General features: G+C 61.0%; 14 protein-coding genes and 2 pseudogenes. 8 read left to right on the top strand and 8 right to left on the bottom strand.

Going from position 1 to position 16,610, the window contains the following annotated elements:
- Position 1 precedes the first annotated feature (1 nt).
- From ihfA to ACB040_RS01760, 7 genes are all read left to right on the top strand, one after another.
- Entirely contained in the window at positions 2 to 298 is a 297-nt protein-coding gene (gene ihfA, locus ACB040_RS01730) for an integration host factor subunit alpha (RefSeq protein ID WP_005300715.1), read from the top strand.
- Positions 299 to 313: 15 nt separating this feature from the next.
- Entirely contained in the window at positions 314 to 4,303 is a 3,990-nt protein-coding gene (locus ACB040_RS01735) for a response regulator (RefSeq protein WP_371156057.1), read from the top strand.
- Positions 4,290 to 5,531 carry a response regulator gene (locus ACB040_RS01740; RefSeq protein WP_201974238.1) on the top strand — a complete coding sequence of 414 codons (1,242 nt, stop codon included), beginning with the start codon at positions 4,290 to 4,292 and terminating at the stop codon, positions 5,529 to 5,531. Before ACB040_RS01735 ends, ACB040_RS01740 begins: the two co-directional genes overlap by 14 nt.
- Before the next feature lie 3 nt (positions 5,532 to 5,534).
- Positions 5,535 to 6,176, top strand: a complete 642-nt coding sequence (locus ACB040_RS01745) for an N-acetyltransferase family protein (RefSeq protein WP_371156055.1) — start codon at positions 5,535 to 5,537, stop codon at positions 6,174 to 6,176.
- Positions 6,177 to 6,236: 60 nt separating this feature from the next.
- Positions 6,237 to 7,010 (top strand): Sir2 family NAD+-dependent deacetylase, encoded by a 774-nt coding sequence (gene cobB / locus ACB040_RS01750; RefSeq protein ID WP_005336680.1) that lies wholly within the window; start codon positions 6,237 to 6,239, stop codon positions 7,008 to 7,010.
- Positions 7,011 to 7,101: 91 nt separating this feature from the next.
- The gene (locus ACB040_RS01755) at positions 7,102 to 7,578 is read left to right on the top strand and encodes a hypothetical protein (protein ID WP_201989407.1); all 477 of its coding nucleotides are present in this window, start codon (positions 7,102 to 7,104) and stop codon (positions 7,576 to 7,578) included.
- A complete protein-coding gene (locus tag ACB040_RS01760; RefSeq protein WP_371156052.1) occupies positions 7,578 to 9,227 on the top strand; it encodes a diguanylate cyclase domain-containing protein in 1,650 nt (549 codons plus the stop codon). Before ACB040_RS01755 ends, ACB040_RS01760 begins: the two co-directional genes overlap by 1 nt.
- Before the next feature lie 86 nt (positions 9,228 to 9,313).
- On the opposite strand, the gene ACB040_RS01765 is transcribed toward ACB040_RS01760, so the two are convergent.
- The 7 genes from ACB040_RS01765 to ACB040_RS01795 all read right to left on the bottom strand — a co-directional run bounded on the left by ACB040_RS01765 (position 9,314) and on the right by ACB040_RS01795 (position 16,066).
- A complete protein-coding gene (locus tag ACB040_RS01765; protein ID WP_371156050.1) occupies positions 9,314 to 10,318 on the bottom strand; it encodes a substrate-binding domain-containing protein in 1,005 nt (334 codons plus the stop codon).
- Positions 10,318 to 11,250 carry a ribokinase gene (gene rbsK / locus ACB040_RS01770; protein WP_371156048.1) on the bottom strand — a complete coding sequence of 311 codons (933 nt, stop codon included), beginning with the start codon at positions 11,248 to 11,250 and terminating at the stop codon, positions 10,318 to 10,320. Before rbsK ends, ACB040_RS01765 begins: the two co-directional genes overlap by 1 nt.
- 108 nt (positions 11,251 to 11,358) lie before the next feature.
- Positions 11,359 to 12,234 carry a ribose ABC transporter substrate-binding protein RbsB gene (gene rbsB, locus ACB040_RS01775; RefSeq protein ID WP_371156046.1) on the bottom strand — a complete coding sequence of 292 codons (876 nt, stop codon included), beginning with the start codon at positions 12,232 to 12,234 and terminating at the stop codon, positions 11,359 to 11,361.
- 30 nt (positions 12,235 to 12,264) lie between these two features.
- Positions 12,265 to 13,233 carry a ribose ABC transporter permease gene (gene rbsC / locus ACB040_RS01780; RefSeq protein WP_005336670.1) on the bottom strand — a complete coding sequence of 323 codons (969 nt, stop codon included), beginning with the start codon at positions 13,231 to 13,233 and terminating at the stop codon, positions 12,265 to 12,267.
- Positions 13,230 to 14,759, bottom strand: coding sequence for a ribose ABC transporter ATP-binding protein RbsA (rbsA, locus tag ACB040_RS01785; RefSeq protein WP_371156044.1), 1,530 nt, complete (start codon positions 14,757 to 14,759; stop codon positions 13,230 to 13,232). Before rbsA ends, rbsC begins: the two co-directional genes overlap by 4 nt.
- A 36-nt stretch (positions 14,760 to 14,795) precedes the next feature.
- Positions 14,796 to 15,215 (bottom strand): D-ribose pyranase, encoded by a 420-nt coding sequence (gene rbsD / locus ACB040_RS01790; protein ID WP_005351944.1) that lies wholly within the window; start codon positions 15,213 to 15,215, stop codon positions 14,796 to 14,798.
- Between the two features lie 233 nt (positions 15,216 to 15,448).
- Positions 15,449 to 16,066 (bottom strand): glutathione S-transferase family protein, encoded by a 618-nt coding sequence (locus tag ACB040_RS01795; protein WP_368177375.1) that lies wholly within the window; start codon positions 16,064 to 16,066, stop codon positions 15,449 to 15,451.
- A gap of 163 nt (positions 16,067 to 16,229) precedes the next feature.
- Here ACB040_RS01795 and ACB040_RS01800 point away from each other — a divergent pair.
- A pseudogene (locus ACB040_RS01800) lies at positions 16,230 to 16,394 on the top strand (integrase core domain-containing protein); the annotation flags it as partial.
- A gap of 38 nt (positions 16,395 to 16,432) precedes the next feature.
- Here ACB040_RS01800 and ACB040_RS01805 read toward each other — a convergent pair.
- A pseudogene (locus ACB040_RS01805) lies at positions 16,433 to 16,610 on the bottom strand (IS3 family transposase); the annotation flags it as partial.

Consider the following 16,610-nt stretch of genomic DNA (forward strand, 5'->3'; position numbering starts at 1 on the left):
TATGGCGCTTACCAAAGCCGACATTGCAGAGCACCTGTTCACCCAGCTCGGGATGAGCAAGCGTGAAGCCAAAGATATGGTGGAAGCCTTCTTTGAGGAAATCCGACAGGCGCTTGAGCGTGGTGAACAAGTCAAGATTTCAGGCTTCGGTAACTTTGACCTTCGTGAGAAGAATCAGCGTCCCGGACGCAACCCCAAGACGGGCGAGGATATTCCTATCAGCGCCCGCCGCGTGGTGACCTTCCGGCCTGGCCAAAAGCTCAAGGCCAGGGTAGAAAATGTTGAACCCAACGAGTGATAAAAAGCCAGGCAGATGCCTGGCTTTTGTTTTCAGATGACCAAATTCCCCGTTTTTCTTCTGGGTGCCGTACTGGCACTGCCATTGCACGCCAAGCCTTTGCAGAGCACAGTGCTGCCGTTGGCGCCGGCGACCCAAGCTTATGTAAATTCACTGAGTCAGCTTTCGCTCTGCTATCCTGCGACGCTTCCTCCACCATACCTGATGGCCGAGGGGGGACTGCTCAAGGATCGTCTCGCCCGGTTGCAGGAGCTGTTCCCGGTTCCCCTCGTGCTCAAAGAGTTGCCCGATTGGCAGACATTGCGCAACGGGCTCGCAGAGGGGGAATGCGACATCATTCCCTATGTCGGAACCCGCAAGAAGGCCGTGGAGGGCATGCGGTTAAGCCGTCCGATGATGGAGACCGATGCCGCCATCCTCTACAAGGGTGAAAATCTCAAACAGGCCCGCTTTCTGGTCTACTCGGTGGCAGACTCTGCCCGCCTGCTGCACGAGCTATATCCACAGGCGCGCATTATTTCCCTAAAGAGCGGAGAGAAGGTCTACGACGCGCTGCAGAGTGGCAAGGGTGACGCCTATCTGGGGGACTATCTGCAACTGCGCTATCTGATGCGCGAGTTTCCGGCCGATGGTTTGCGTCTGCGCCGCCTGTTTGGTGAGGATCGGATCATCAGCTATCGCCTGATGATGCGTGATCAGCCTGAGTTGGCCAATCTGGTGGACACCCTGATCCGTCATATGCCCGCCGGTACTATCTATACCGATCTGGCTCGCTATCTCGATCAGGGGTCGCTCTACGTCAACCAACCCCACTTCAGCGATACCGAGCAGGCCTGGTTATCCGGCCGCGGGCGCACCATTCGCCTGGTGGTCAATCCCGAGTTGATGCCCTATAGCGGTGTCAATGATCTGGGGGAGGCGAAAGGGTGGAGCGCGGATGTGCTGCGCTGGGTCACCCAGGAGACCGGCCTGAAATACAAGCTGGTGCCTGCCGCCAGCAAGGCGGAGGCCGTAGAAAAGCTGCGCCGTGGTGAGGCGGACATGATGGCCGGCTTGCCGGAATCCCCGGCATTGACGGATCAGTTCATTTTCAGTCGGACGATCTCCACCAACCGGTTTGCCTTGATCAGCAAGCGCAAGCTGGCTGCCGACCGCATCGCGCAGCTCAAGCGGCAGCGTATTCTGGTGCCGGAATCCCTCTACGATCCCTCCTTGCTCGCCCTGCTCGGTGATCAGGAGTGGGTTCGCACCGACGGCCTCGAGCAGGGGCTTGCCGCGATCAAACAGGGCAAGGCTGACGCCATGCTGAGCGAGCTATATCAGCTTCAATATCCCCAGCGTACCAACTTGCTGGAAGGGCTCGATATCGAGGAGCTGGAAGATCGCTTCAGTCTTGGCTTTGCCATCAACAAGAGTCAGACCGAACTGGCCGGGGTGATGGATCGCAACCTGATGGCGCTGACTAGCACCCAGATTGACGAACTTAACCAGCGCTGGCGCCGCTTGCTCGTCGTGCAGCAGCCCGGTGTGAGCTACGCCGCCTGGTTTGGCTCCATCGCCATGGCACTGCTGATCAGCGGTATTGTCATCGGCGGGATCTGGCGTTCCCGCCAGCAACTGGCACGGGAGGTGGCCCAGCGTCACGCCGCCGAGAAGGCGCTAGCCATCGAGAGCGAGCTACGGGAGACCATGTTTCAGGCGTTGCCAGTGCCCGTCTATCTGCGCAATAGCCAGGGCAAGGTGATCAAATCCAACAAGCAGGGGCGACGTCTGGCCCTGCGCTATTCGCAGCAGTTGATGCTGCCGCCGGTGCAGCCTCAGAAGAGTGAAGGAGAGCTGGTGCTGGGGGATCAGGTCTTCGCCTATGCCCAGCATCCGCTGCGGCTGGACAAGCAAGCACCTGCCACCGATCTCATCGCCCTGTCGGATATCAGTGTGCTGCGTGAGCAGGCCCGTTTTCTGCGTCAGGCAGAGCGCCGCCTGCGCGCCCTGACCAATACCGTGCCCGGCGTGGTGCTGCAGTTTATGTTCGAGCGGGGACGGGTAGGGGGGATCGAGTTTATCAGCCGGGGCTGTTACGAGCTGCTGGGGCTTGCGAGCCAGCAGATCCGTCGTGAGCCCAAACGGGTGCTCATTATGCTGGAGCGCGAGGATCGCCGTCGGGTAAGCCGTGAGATGTTCGCCATGCTGCAGGCAGGCAAACCCTTCGCGTTCACCATGCGCTATCACCATCCGACCAAGGGTGTGCGCTGGTTGCAGCTCTATGGCCGTGGCCGCAGTCAGCCGCAGGGTTGGCGAATTTATGCGGTGATGCAGGATGCCACTATCAGGGTCGAGCAGGATCAGGCATTGCAGCACTCCCATGAGCAGGCGCAACAGGCAGTGCTGGCCAAGGGGCGCTTTTTGGCCGCCATCAGCCACGAGATCCGCACGCCGATGAACGCCATGCTCGGCTTGCTGGAGTGGCTGGCCAGCACTCCTTTGTCGAGAGAGCAGGATTCGGCGCTGGCACGGGTACGTCAGGCGGGGGATGAGCTGCTCGGCCTGCTCAACGATGTGCTCGACTTTAGCCGCAACGAAAACAGCAAACTCTCCCTCTCGCCCCAGCCCACCGATTTTGCCGAGCTGTGCGAGCACGTGGCGGCAGTGCACTGGACCAAGGCGCGGGCCAAGGGATTGCAACTGCGCCTTAAGTTGGACCCGGCTCTGCCAGCCCTGCAGACCCTCGACCCTCACCGGGTACGGCAAGTGCTCCACAACCTGCTCTCCAATGCCATCAAGTTCAGCCTGCGTGGGGAAGTGGTGCTGTGGGCCGAGGTGGTCGCATCGACCTTGCGCTTCGGTGTGGATGATCAGGGACCGGGGATCACCGCCAAGATGCGCACCACGCTCTTTATGCCGTTCGAGCAGTTTGCCGTAGAAGGCCAGCTGCGGGCGCCGGGCACCGGTCTTGGTCTGGCGATCTGCAAGCAGCTGATCGAGCAGATGGGGGGGCTTATCGATGTCGAGGGGCGTGCCGGTGGTGGTAGCCGCTTCTATTGCGAGTTGCCCCTGAAGCGGGTGCAGCAGGAGCCGGACTGGCTGCCCAATGTGCGGCAGCTGGCACTCTCTTTACCCCATGATGAGGCGCAAGCGCTGTCGCCCTGGCTCAGTCGCTTGGGGATCGCCACCGTCAGCAACGCCGTTGATACGCTGCAAGCGGAGGTGGACGAGAAGGGGCTCTACTATTGGGCCTGGCAAGGGGAGTCCTGGGTGCCCGGGACCATCATCACTCTGCTGCAGCCACGGTTGACCCCGGATCAACCGGTGGCCGGTACCCAGCCCGGGCTTGGCATGCGGGTACTGCTGGTTGAAGATCACGATGTCAATCGCGAGCTGATCAGCCTGCAACTGGGGCAACTTGGTGCCAGCGTTATCACTGCCGCCAACGGGCAGCTGGCGCTGGATATGCTGGCGCAGCAGGAGGTGGATTTTGTGCTGACCGATCTGCAGATGCCGGTGATGAACGGGGCCGAGCTGTGCAGGAAATTGCGCCAATCCGCCTGTTGGGCCCGTCTGCCGGTCTATGTGATCACCGCAGATCTCAGTGATCAGGCGGCAAGGGAGCTGCAATCCTGCGGTTGCGATGGTCATCTGGACAAGCCGGTCGCCCTCAAGGAGCTGGCGACCTTGCTGCGCCATATTGCCAAAGAGGGGAGCAATGTTGTCGCCCCGACACCGGTTGCCTCGCTGCTGACCGATGAACTGGCCGCCCTTTATCTGAAGGCTACCCGTGATGATTTGGCCGAACTTGAGCGCTGCAGCACAGAAGAAGATGAAGTTGGCGTGAATGCTGCTTTACACAAGTTGAAGGGGGCCGCCAGAATGGTAGGGGCGACTGCGTTGGTGGCGGTCATTGAAGAGTGGCAACAGGCGCCCCATCCGATGCTGCAAGCCAGATTGAACCGGGCACTGGATGAGTTCAGCCAGCAGTTTTCAAAGAGGGCTCAAGATGATCATCACTGATGAAGAATTACTGGCGTTGCTCGATTCGGAAGAGCATGAGGCGGCAGGATTTTGCCCCATTGTGCTCTATGCCCTCGACAGCACCGCCCATGAGTTGGCCAGCACCATGACATTGCCCTCCTATGTCACGCTGCACCGTACCCGACCGGATGCCTGCTGGCAGTGGGAAGGGTTGTTTGCGGCAGGTGCCATTGCCCTTTACGACCCCGCCGCTCATCAGCAGGCGGACTATTTCCCCCAGTTGCAGCATGAGGGGATCTACGCTATCGGCGAGGATTGGCTGGGGGGGCTTGCCGCCAGTTACCGTAAATGGTGCAACTGGCTGGCCGCTAACAAGGTACTGCTGCTCGAGGATCACCCGTTTCAGGGGATGCAATTGCAACAGACAATCGCCGGGTTGGGGCTCTCCTGTCAGTGGGTACAGGATGAATCGGCCTGTCTTGCGGCATTGTCGGCGGGCGACATCAGCCTGCTGGTGTGCGATCTCAGTCTGGTGGAGCAAGATGCCATCAGTCTGCTGATGAACCAGCCCCAGTTGCAGGAGGCCGGGCTGCCCATTGTGCTGCTTTCGGCCCATGAGCAGACGCTGATCGACGGTGCCCGCCGCCTGCTGCACGATGCCGGTTTCAATATTCTGGCGGCGCTGGCCAAGCCGCTTGATTGCGACGAGCTGCTCAGGTTGCTGCGTCGACTCTATCTGGGCCCGCTGCGTCAGCAGCGCTTGAGCGGCCAGCGCCGCTCCATCCGCCGGTGGCAGGGGGAGGTGCAGGGTCAGCTTGGGCTGCTCTCCAGTCCCGCAACCCCTCATCCGGTCTGGCTGGCGGTGACGGGTTTGCCCAGCCGCTGGGAGGCGCTCAAGGATTGGCTGACGGAGCAGTCGCGCACCCCAGCCGAACTGACCCTGCTGATCCACCGTCGAGACCACCTGCTCGGCAATGCCGATCGCTTCGCACTGGTGCTGCAAGCCAGCCTGGCTGGGAGCAAGCTGGCGCTGCTGCTCGATAACAGCCAGCATCTGCCATTCGATCTGCTGGAGCGTTTGCCGCTGCAAGCCTTGCTACTGGGGCAGGGGATCTTGCCGGAGATGGAGTCCTTGACCGGTGACTCCCTGCTGGGACGTTTTATGGCCCGGGTTCGGGAGCTGGGGATCGCCGTCTATCTGGATGATCCTTACAACCTGCTCGACGTCGAGGTGTGGCGAGAGCGCGGTATGACGGGGCGCTGGTAAGCCATGCCGCGCTATCTCTGCTGGCCCATGCACCGGGAGCGCCTTGGCAAAGGGCTGGAGGGCTGGCCCCATCCGGTTTCCCGGGCCGCGCTGCCACTGGCGATGCAGGTCTCCGGGGTGCCTTGCCTGCTGCGCGAGCTGCATGGTGTGGCGCCTGCCCGCATGCTGGCCGCTTACGATGCATTGAGTGAAGAGAGCATCTATCTGCGCTTTATGCGCCCGAAACGGACGCCGCCACCGGAACAGGTAGCCCAATATCTCAATTACCATCCCGAACAACAGATCTCGCTGCTACTGACCGATCTGGCCGGTGAGCCGCTGGCTCAGGCGCAATCAATCCGCCGCCGCCTTCATCCCGATCGGGCGGAGTTTTCTTGCATCGTAGCGGATCACTTTCAGCACAAGGGGGCGGGGAGGCGCATTCTGCTGGCGCTGGCACTGCTGGCCAGGGAGGACGGGATCCGGGAGTGGACGGCGGAAGTGCTGGCCCAGAACCGGCCCATGCTGACCCTGCTCAAGCGCCTTGGCTTGCCGCTGACCCTGGTGACCGGGCGGGAGATGGTCTTTGTCAGGCTGGATCTGTCGGTACTGGATGCCTGGTTAGCCGCACCGCCAGCGGCGCCGCTTAAGACCAAGGGCGAATAGTGACACTTTTTTCCCTGTGCTAAGGTCACATTTATTGTGCGGGGATAGACGGAGCAGCTTATGGCGCAGTCATATAAACATATCGTGATCCTGACCGGCGCGGGGATCTCTGCCGAATCCGGCATCAAGACTTTTCGTGCCTGCGACGGTTTGTGGGAAGAGCACAAGGTCGAGGATGTGGCGACCCCCGAGGGGTATGCCCGGGATCCCGAACTGGTGCTGCGCTTTTACAACTCCCGCCGCAAACAGCTGCAACAGCCTCAGGTTCACCCCAATCCGGCCCACTATGCGCTGGCCCGCCTCGAACGACTGCTGCCCGGTTCGGTGACTCTGGTCACCCAGAACATCGACAATCTGCACGAGAGCGCTGGCAGCAAGAACCTTATCCATATGCACGGGGAGCTGCTCAAGGCCCGCTGCCCCGAGTCCGGTCAGGTGATCGAGTGGCGCGGTGATCTCCATCAGGACGAGCTCTGCTCCTGTTGCCAGTTCCCTCAGCCGATGCGTCCCCATGTGGTCTGGTTTGGCGAAATGCCGCTCGGGCTGGATCGCATCTATAGTGCGCTGGCCCAGTGCGATCTCTTTATCTCCATCGGCACCTCTGGCGCTGTCTATCCGGCCGCCGGGTTTGTCCATGAAGCGGGATTGAACGGGGCGCACACCATCGAGCTCAATCTCGAACCGAGCGAGGTGGGTAGCCAGTTTGACGAAAAACGCTATGGGCCGGCCTCCCTGCTGGTGCCCGCCTATGTCGATGAGTTGCTGGAGGCGTGTGGCATTCATCAACCGAGGCAAGTCGAGGGGCACAACTGGATGGAGATGCGCGGTCCCTGAGCTACTGTGTGACGGGACAGTTGCAATGGATCGGTGAAATCGCCACACTGGCAACCATTTAAAAAATGGGACGCAGTTGGCGCAAATTACCATGACCGCAGTAAAGCAATGGATCGCTTTTTTTCTCCTGATGCTGGCCAGTGCCAGCGCATCGGCCTCCATCCCCCTGATGACTCTGGTACTGCCAGATGGCCAGCAGGTGACCCTCGATGAGGCGGCCCTCTCCGCCTTGCCACAGACCGAATTCACCACGACTACCCCCTGGACTCAGGGCGCCCACCACTATCGCGGGCCGACCCTGTCAACCGTGCTGGCGGCGCAAGGGATCCCGGATGCTCGTAAGATCGCCGTCTCGGCCCTCAACGGCTATCAGCAGGTGGTGGATCTGGCCCTGTTCGACGGCGTGCCGCTGACCCTGGTGCGTCAGGAGGACGGCAAACCGCTGACCCGGCGCAACAAGGGGCCGCTCTGGCTGCTCATCCCGTTCACCACCTATCCCAAGCTGGACGTGCCAGCTATCCACAACTGCATGGTGTGGCAGGTTACCCGCATCGAGATCGTCGATTGATGGGGCTATCCCGCCAAAATCTGCTGTTGGTTGCGGTGTCGCTGCTGTTTCTGCTCTCGTCGGGTAGCAGCCTCTATCTGCAGTATCGGCAGGAGCAGTTGGTCGATACTTTCTACCGCAATGTCCACTGGAACATCAGCCAGGTAATGCTCGAATCCCAGCGTTTCCTCTACGACCTGCAGCTCTACCGGGCTGGCAGACTGTCGATGGAGACCCTGAGCCTCGATTACGATCTGCTGTGGAACCGGCTCGACATCTTCCTCATCAGCAGTGAAACCGCCGAGATGCGTCAGCGGCACGGGCTCGGCAAAGTGCTGGCCACCCTGTTCGAGCAGATCAAGCAGCTCGAACCCCAGATGGAGGCTGGTGCGCTGCGCGAGGGGGCTGAGCTTGCCCGTTTGCAGGAGGCGATCGCCAGCCAGACCCGTCTCATCGAACAGATAGGGGATCAGATCCTCTCTGGCCTGGAGCGGGAGCATTCGGTCAGCCAGATCCGCAACAGCCTGTTCTGGCTGCAGATCTGGCAACTGATCCTGCTGCTGACCGGTGGCGCTCTGGTCGCAGCCCTCATTCGCGCCAATCTGGCGAACCGCCGGCTTGCCCTGCTCGATCCCCTGACCCAGCTTGGCAACCGCCGTGCCCTGCAGGAACAGCTCTCTCGCGCTCTGCATGCTGGCGAGGTGAGCGCTTTGGTGGTGCTCGATCTCAAGCGCTTCAAGCAGGTCAATGATCTGCTGGGTTATCAGGTCGGTGATCGGTTGTTGCAGATGGTGGCCAACAAGCTGCTGCAGGCCCATGGCAGCCACGCTTACCGGCTCGGCGGAGATGAATTTGCCGTGGTGCTGACCAAGGCGAATGATGCGCTGGAAACCGCCATTCATGAGCTGGTGGATCTGCTCCATTTCGAGTTCGTGACCCGGGAGTGCAGCTTCGATCTTGCCTGTCGGCTCGGGGTCGCCAAGGCGCAGCAACAGGATGCCGCCCGGTTGCTGGATCAGGCCATCCTGGCCCTTAACCAGGCCAAGCGTAGCCAGGAGGGGGCGATCAGCTGGTTTGAACCCGCCATGCTGCAGCAGTTGCAGTTGAGTCAGCAGCAGCTTCATCAGCTGCGAGAGTGGCTGGCGGGGCGCGAGCCAGCACCGCTGCGAGTGGCATTTCAGGCGCTGACGGACGGGCAGGGCAACGACATGTGGCAATTGGCGCTTGAGTGGCGTGAGCAGGGATTCCCATGCCATATGCGCTGGCTGCAGGAGTGCGGCGTACTGGGGCCCGTGTTGGCCCGTGTGCTGCAGGCGCACGAGGCGCAGTATGCCGATGGTCGGGCACTGCTGGTCCCGCTCGACAACCAGGCCCAGCTGACCCATCTACTGGCCTATATGCCTGGGGCTTCCCGTACGCCGCTGGTGTTGCTGGTGCCGATGCTGCAGCCGGATGGTGCCCTGCTGTCGGGATTGCGGCAGCAGGGTTGTACTCTGGCGCTCAGAGAGATTGGCAGCACCACCGCGGCGCAGCTGGCAGCAGGCTGGCCTGTCCGCTACTGGTTGCCGCAGGGTGATGAAGATGGCGAGTTGTTGCAGCCTCTGGCCCGACGATTGGGGTTGGTGCAACTGCAAGTGCTGGCGGCCAGGGAGACCCGGTCGCTGGCCTGAGGGCAAAAAGCGGTATTGCACCGGCAAGATACAAAATGACACAAGGCGACCTCGCGGTCGCCTTGTGCGTTTATTGCCCCTGAACGTCAGGGGCGAGGGGCGCAGGATTGCCTGATCACCAGGTCTGGGTCGACGGTGATCAGGTGGTTCTCCACCGCTTCGCCGTTGATGCGAGCCAACAGGCGGGTGACTGCGAGGCGCCCCAGCTCCTCTTTGGGCTGGTTGACGGTAGTGAGTGGCGGCGACATAAATTCGGCCAGCGCCACATTGTCATAGCCAACGATGGAGATATCCCGCGGGATCACCAGCCCCGCCTGATGGGCGGCACTGATAGCCCCCATCGCCATCATGTCGTTGCAGACAAAGAGGGCGGTGGGGCGTTCGGGCAGCGCCAGTAGGTGGGTCATCGCCTGATGGCCGCTGGCGCAGTCAAAATCACCCTCCTGGATCCACTCTTGATTGAGCGTGAGACCTGCCTCCTGCAACGCCTGCTCAAAGCCAGCTTGGCGCTGGTTGGCGGGGGCGCGGCTGTGGGGGCCTGTGATGCAGCCGATGGCGGTATGGCCCAGCTCAATCAGATGGCGGGTTGCGAGATAACCGCCGTGGAAGGAGTTGTCGGCGATAAGATCCACATCTTCGCTGACCAGCCCCCAATCCATCACCACCACCGGCAGGCTCTTGAGCCAGTCGAGCTGGTTGAACACCTCTTGTTGGCCTTCGCTACACATGATCAGCAGGCCATCGACCCGCTTGCGCAGCATCATCTTGAGGTAGGAGAGAGCCGTCTCGGCTTGCCCCTCGGTGTTGCCCAGCATCAGGTTGTAGCCCTGCTCGAAGCAGTAACGCTCCACCCCGCGCACCACCTCGGCAAAGAAGGGGTTGCTGGAGGTGGTGACCAGCATGCCGATACTGTTGGTCTCCTTCACCTTGAGGCTGCGAGCCACCAGACTCGGGGCATAGTTGAGCTCGCGCATGGCGGCGAAGACCCGCTCACGGGTCTCCTCGGCAACGAAGCGGGTCTCGTTGATGACATGGGAGACGGTGGTGGTGGAGACTTGGGCCCTCGCCGCCACCTCCTTGATATTGGCCATCAGTGCCCCTGCGCAGTCTGCTCAAGCAGGAAGGTGTCGACCTCCTGCTTGCTCGGGATGGAACTCTGGGCGCCGAAGCGGGTGACGGAGAGCGCCGCCGCCCCGTGGGCAAAGCGCACCGCGCTGTGGAAATCGGCACCGGCCAGTTCCGCTGCCAGCAGGGCGCCGTTGAAGGTATCGCCCGCGGCTGTGGTATCCACTGCCTTGACCCGAAAGCCCGGGATCAGCTGTTGCTGCTGTGCGTTGCTGCAATAGACCCCCTGCGACCCCAGGGTGATCATCACGTCCGCAATCCCCATCTGGTGGAAGCGGGCGGCCGCCTCGCGGGCACTCGCTTCATCGGTGACTTTGACGCCGGTCAACAGCTCGGCCTCGGTCTGGTTGGGGGTGATTAGATCCACCAGTGCCAGCAGTTCGCTCGAGAGCGGACGGGCAGGGGCGGGGTTGAGCACCACCCGGGTGCCGTGGGCGTGAGCCAGCCGTGCAGCCTCATGGACGCTCTCGAGCGGCACTTCCAGTTGCAACAGCAGGGTGGGGGCGTCGGCGATCATGGCTTCGTGGTTTTTCACCACAGCCGGAGTGATGGCCCCGTTGGCTTCGGCGGAGATACCGATACTGTTCTCCCCCTCATCGCTCACATAGATGATGGCGATACCGGTCGGGAGCTTGGGATCGAGCTCGACGGCACTGACGTCGATGCCATCTTTGGCAAAGCCGGCTTTCATCTGGTGGCCGATGGCGTCATCACCGATGCGGGCGATAAAGGAGACGGCGGCACCGAGGCGTGCGGCAGCGACTGCCTGATTGGCCCCCTTGCCACCGGGCACTACCTGATAGCTGTGGCCGGTCAGGGTTTCACCCGGGCGAGGAAAGTGGGGAACGCGCAGCACATGGTCTGCATTGACACTGCCCAGAACGACGAGACGATTCATGTTGACTACTCCTGATGCATCTTGGCTTGAACACTGTGATGGCGTGAGCCCAAGCCGGGAGGCACCTGAACGAGAGGGAAAAGGGGAGGCGAACCTCCCCTCGAGAACTTACTTGCTGACTACTTGCAGCGGTACCGGGATGGATTTCTCTACCGGCTGACCTTTCAGCACCTTGTCGGCAGTCTCGACGCCGATGGCACCGATCAGGGCAGGCTGCTGGGCCACCGTGGCGGCCAGTTTACCCTTGGCAACGGCGGCTTTGCCATCGTCAGTGCCGTCGAAGCCGACGATCATCACCTCTTTACCGGCAGCCTGCACCGCGCGGATGGCACCCAGCGCCATCTCGTCGTTCTGGGCGAACACAGCCTGAACGGTCGGGTGGGCCGCCAGCAGGTTTTCCATGACGTTCAGACCCTTGGTGCGGTCAAAGTCGGCAGGCTGGGAAGCCAGCACCTGCAGTTTGTTGGCTGCCACGGCCAGGGCAAAGCCTTCACCACGGTCGCGGGCGGCGGAGGTACCGGCAATCCCTTCCAGCTGGATCACCTTGGCACCGGTACCCAGTTTCTCGGTGATAAAGTCACCGGCCAGCTTGCCGCCCGCCACGTTGTCGGAGGCAATGTGAGCCTTGACCTCACCCTGCGCAGCGCCGCGGTCCAGGGTTAGCACCGGAATGCTGGCGCGGTTGGCCAGACGAATGGCGTTGCCGACCGCTTCGGAGTCGGTGGGGTTGATCAGAATGGCGCCGACCTTGCGCACGGTGAGATCTTCCATGTTGGAGAGCTCTTTGGCCGGGTCATTCTGGGAGTCCAGCACCACCATCTCGTAGCCAAGCTCTTTGGCTTTGGCTTCGGCACCCTCTTTCATGGTGACGAAGAAGGGGTTGTTGAGGGTGGAGACCACCATGGCCAGGGTTTGATCGGCGGCATGGGCGGTGCCCAGCACGGACATGATGGCGGCAGCGAGCAGGGTATTGAGCTTTTTCATCATTTCATTCCTTGTGTGTGGCTTGTCTTATCAACGATTGCTTTTGTTATCGATCATCACGGCAAGCAAGATCACGCTGGCCTTGGCGATCATCTGGTAATAGGAGGATACGTCGAGCAGGTTGAGGGCGTTGTTCAGGAAGCCGATGATCAGCGCCCCTATCAGGGTACCCATGATACGGCCCTTGCCGCCCATCAGGCTGGTACCACCCAGCACCACGGCGGCGATGGCATCCAGCTCGTAACCCATGCCCGCTGTCGGCTGGGCAGAGGAGAGACGAGAGGTAACGATAAGCCCTGCCAGTGCCGAGAGCGCGCCGCACAGACCATACACCGCCAGCTTCACCCGATCCACATTGATACCGGAGAGGCGGGTAGCCGATTCGTTGCCACCCAGCGCGTAGATGTAGCGACCGAGACGGGTGTGGTTGAGCATGAACCAGGCGAGCAGGAAGACGATGGCCATCAGCCAGATGGGTACCGGCAGACCGAACAGGTAACCGGTACCGAGCCAAGCAAAGTGATCGGCGCCGTCACTGAAACCGGTGGAGATGGGGCGCCCCTCGGTATAGACCATGGTAATGCCGCGCAGGGCAGTCATGGTGACCAGGGTAGCAATAAATGCCTGCACCTTGCCCTTGGCAATGATGAGACCGCTGACACCTCCCAGCAGGGCACCGGCACCCAGAGTGAGGGGCACCACCAGCCAGATCGGCAGCTCCATGGCGACCATGGTGGCGGCCAGCGCGCCGCACAGGGCGAGCACAGAGCCGACCGACAGATCGATACCTGCGGTAAGGATAACCAGCGTCATGCCGACCGCCATGATGGCGTTGACCGAGGTTTGGCGCAGGATGTTGAGCAGGTTGTCGGCGGTGAAGAAGTTGGGGCTCAGAAAGGAGACCACACCAATCAGGACCAGCAGCGCGACCAGGGATTTGTTCTCGATCCACCACGCCTTGCTCATGACGCCGCGGCGGGAAAGGGTTTGGGTTGTCATTGGGATGCCTCTTGCTCTGCTTGCCACTGTTTACCGACTGCCGCCGCCATCAGCTTCTCCTGATTGGCATCGCGGGTGTTGAACTCTGCGCTGATGCGCCCTTCGTGCATCACTATGATGCGATCACTCATGCCGAGCACTTCCGGCATCTCTGAGGAGACCAGAATGATGCTCATCCCCTCCTTCTTGAACTGATTGATCAGCTGATAAATTTCCTTCTTCGCCCCCACGTCGACGCCGCGGGTTGGCTCGTCGAGGATCAGCACCTTGGGCCGGGTCAGCAGCCCCTTGGCGATGGCCACCTTCTGCTGGTTGCCGCCGGAGAGCAGCTTGATCAGCTGATCCTGACTCGGGGTCTTGATGTTGAACAGACGCACATAGTCGCTCACCGCCTGCCGCTCGGCCTTGCCGTCGATCTTGCCGTTGCTGATGAACTCGTCGAGGGCGCACAGACTCATGTTTTCGCGCACCGACAGCTCCAGCACCAGCCCATCCCCCTTGCGATCTTCGGAGATATAGGCGATGCCTGCGGCCAGCCCATCGGCCGGGCTTTTGGGCACCAGAGCATGACCGTCCACTGCCACTTCACCGGAGCTGATGGGGCTGGCGCCATAGATAAGCTTCATCAGCTCGGTACGGCCGGAGCCCATCAGGCCGCTAAAGCCCAGAATTTCTCCCTGACGCAGGGAGAAGCTCACCCCGCGCACGCCGGGACCGGCCAGATCTTTCACCTGCAGGCTGACGGGGCCAAGCTCGCGCTCAAGACGCGGATACTGCTCTTCCAGCCGGCGGCCCACCATCATCTCGATGATCTTGTCTTCATCCAGATCGCTCACCGCCTTCTCGCCAATCCACTTGCCATCGCGCAGCACAGTGACCCGATCGCAGATCTCGAAGATCTCCTTGAGGCGGTGGGAGATATAGACGATGCCGCAGCCTTGTTCGCGCAGCTCGCGGATAACCTTGAACAGCTGCTCGGTTTCGGTATCGGTCAACGCATCGGTGGGTTCATCCATGATGATGACGCTGGCATCGAACGACAGCGCCTTGGCGATCTCCACCATCTGCTGTTCGCCGATGGAGAGATCCCCGAGTCGGGTATCCGGCCCGTGTTTGACGCCAAGTCGCGCCAGCAGGCCGCTCGCCCGTTCGCGCAGCTGTTGGTGGTCGATGCTGCCAAAACGGGTACGCGGTTCGCGCCCGAGGAAGATGTTGGCGGCAATCGACAACTCCGGCAGCAGGTTCAGCTCTTGGTGGATGATGCTGATCCCCTGATCCTGAGAATCGCGCGGCCCCTTGAAGTGGACCGGTTGGCCGCGGTAGCTGACGCTGCCCGCATCGGCCTGATAGATGCCGGTCAGCACCTTCATCAGGGTGGATTTACCGGCGCCATTTTCACCGAGCAAGGCCATCACCTGGCCCGGATAGACCCGCAGACCCGCTTCGTCGAGGGCGCGTACACCGGGGAAGGTCTTGACGATCCCGGTCAGCTCCAGAATGGGTGAGAGGGGGGAGGTTGTGCTCATTTGCAGCTTCCTTGAAGAGGCCTTCTTTGAAGAATGTCAGAACGCCACACCGGCGCAGAGGATCAGGTTGGCGTAGGGAGTCACCTCGCCGCTGCGCACGATCGCCTTGCTCTGGCGGGAGCGGGTTTTGAACTCCTCATGCAGGCAGTATTCGATGGTGATGGGCTTGCCCTGGGCGGCTGCGTGTGCTTCAAGCTGATCGACCAGCGCCTGATGGGCGGCGGGGCTGATCTGCTTGATCTCGCTTGCCATGATCACCTTCTCCACCACCAGATCGGTGAGCAGGGCGGTCAGTACGGTTTCAAGACTGGGCGTCCCCGCCATCAGCGCCAGATCGATCCGCTCCGGCCCTGCCGGAATGGGCAAGCCTGCATCGCAGACGGTGATCTCGTCGGTGTGGCCCATCTGTGCCACCAGAGCACTCAGGGGAGCATTGAGCAGTACGCCTCGTTTCATACAGCACCTCATCAGGCCTTGGCCCGTCAATCTGTGAACCGCTAGGCAACCGGTTACGCAACCGGTTGCGTCATGGCGCAAAGATAGGCTTTTTACTAAGGAAGGGCCACGGCAAAACCACGGAAATGTGAAAACGATCTCAAAGGCGGGAGAAGAAGTGCAGGGGAGGAGGCAGGAAGGGTGTCAGCAGAGCCCTGACACCCTTGTTATTCATCGAGCTATTGATTTTATGGTTAGTTGGCCAGTGCCTTGGCGACCGCCGGACGGCTCAGCATGCGTTGATAATGATCGGCCACTTTGGGGAATTCACTGATCTCGACCCCATCGCTTTTCAGCCAGCCCGCGACCACGAACAGATAGATATCCGCCACGCTGAACTGCTCGCCCAGCACCCAGGGTCCTGCCAGATAGTGCTGCTCAATCTGGGCAAAGCCATCGCGCATATTGCTGGCGACTTTCTGCTGCATGGCGGCAATGGCCTGCTCGTCATCGGCCCAGCGGCTGCCACGGCGACCGTGGGCGTGGGAGACATGCACGGTGGAGGCGAGGAAGCTGTTGACCTCCTGCATGCGGGCCAGCAGGAACGGGTTGTCCAGCGGCGCCAGCTTGGCTGCGGGGAAGCGCTGCGCCACATAGAGCAGCAGGGCCGGGGTCTCGGTCAGGGTGCCCTGCTCGGTGATCAGGGCAGGCACCCGCCCTTTGGGGTTGATGGCAAGATACGCAGGATCACGCTGCTCTCCTGCGGCGAGGTTGACGAGACGGGATTGGAACGGGGCATTCGCTTCCAGCAGGGCAATCTGCACGGCCATGGCACAGGTGCCGGGAGCGAAATAAAGGGTCAGATCGGACATGAATACTCCTGATTGGCTCAGGCCACCTTGTTGTTCTCTATACCTTAAGCACTTTGGCCAAAGCTGGTGCTGAGGTTTATGGAGTGTGAAAGGACTGGGAACACATTTTTTTCAATAACTATGGCTTTTGTAAAAAAACAGCCTCACAAGTAATATTTAGGTGACGATGAAGCGAGACTATATCGATATGATGCCAAAACCAGATAGCCGAACAGCGGTAGGTAATTTGGCCATCGAGTTTGAGCATTATAACGAGCACCATCCGCACAGCGCCTTGGGATACCGTTCACCTCGGGAATTTCTGCTCAGTCGGGTATCACAACCCTAAGCGGGAAAAAGTGGCTGGATCTATGGGGTCAAATCCAGTGAGTACGCATCCGTCACCAGGCTCAGGTATAGCGGCCCGCTCCTGGCTGGCAGATAGGTGATGTCAGCGACCCAGACCTGCTCCGGGGCCACCGGTGTGACCTGCTCTGGCCCCGCCTTGAGCAAGTTGGGATGACGGTAGAAACGGTGAAAACTGTGGGTGGTCTTGTGATACGCC

The organism is Aeromonas sp. S11(2024), assembly GCF_041402345.1.
Lineage (GTDB): Bacteria > Pseudomonadota > Gammaproteobacteria > Enterobacterales > Aeromonadaceae > Aeromonas > Aeromonas veronii.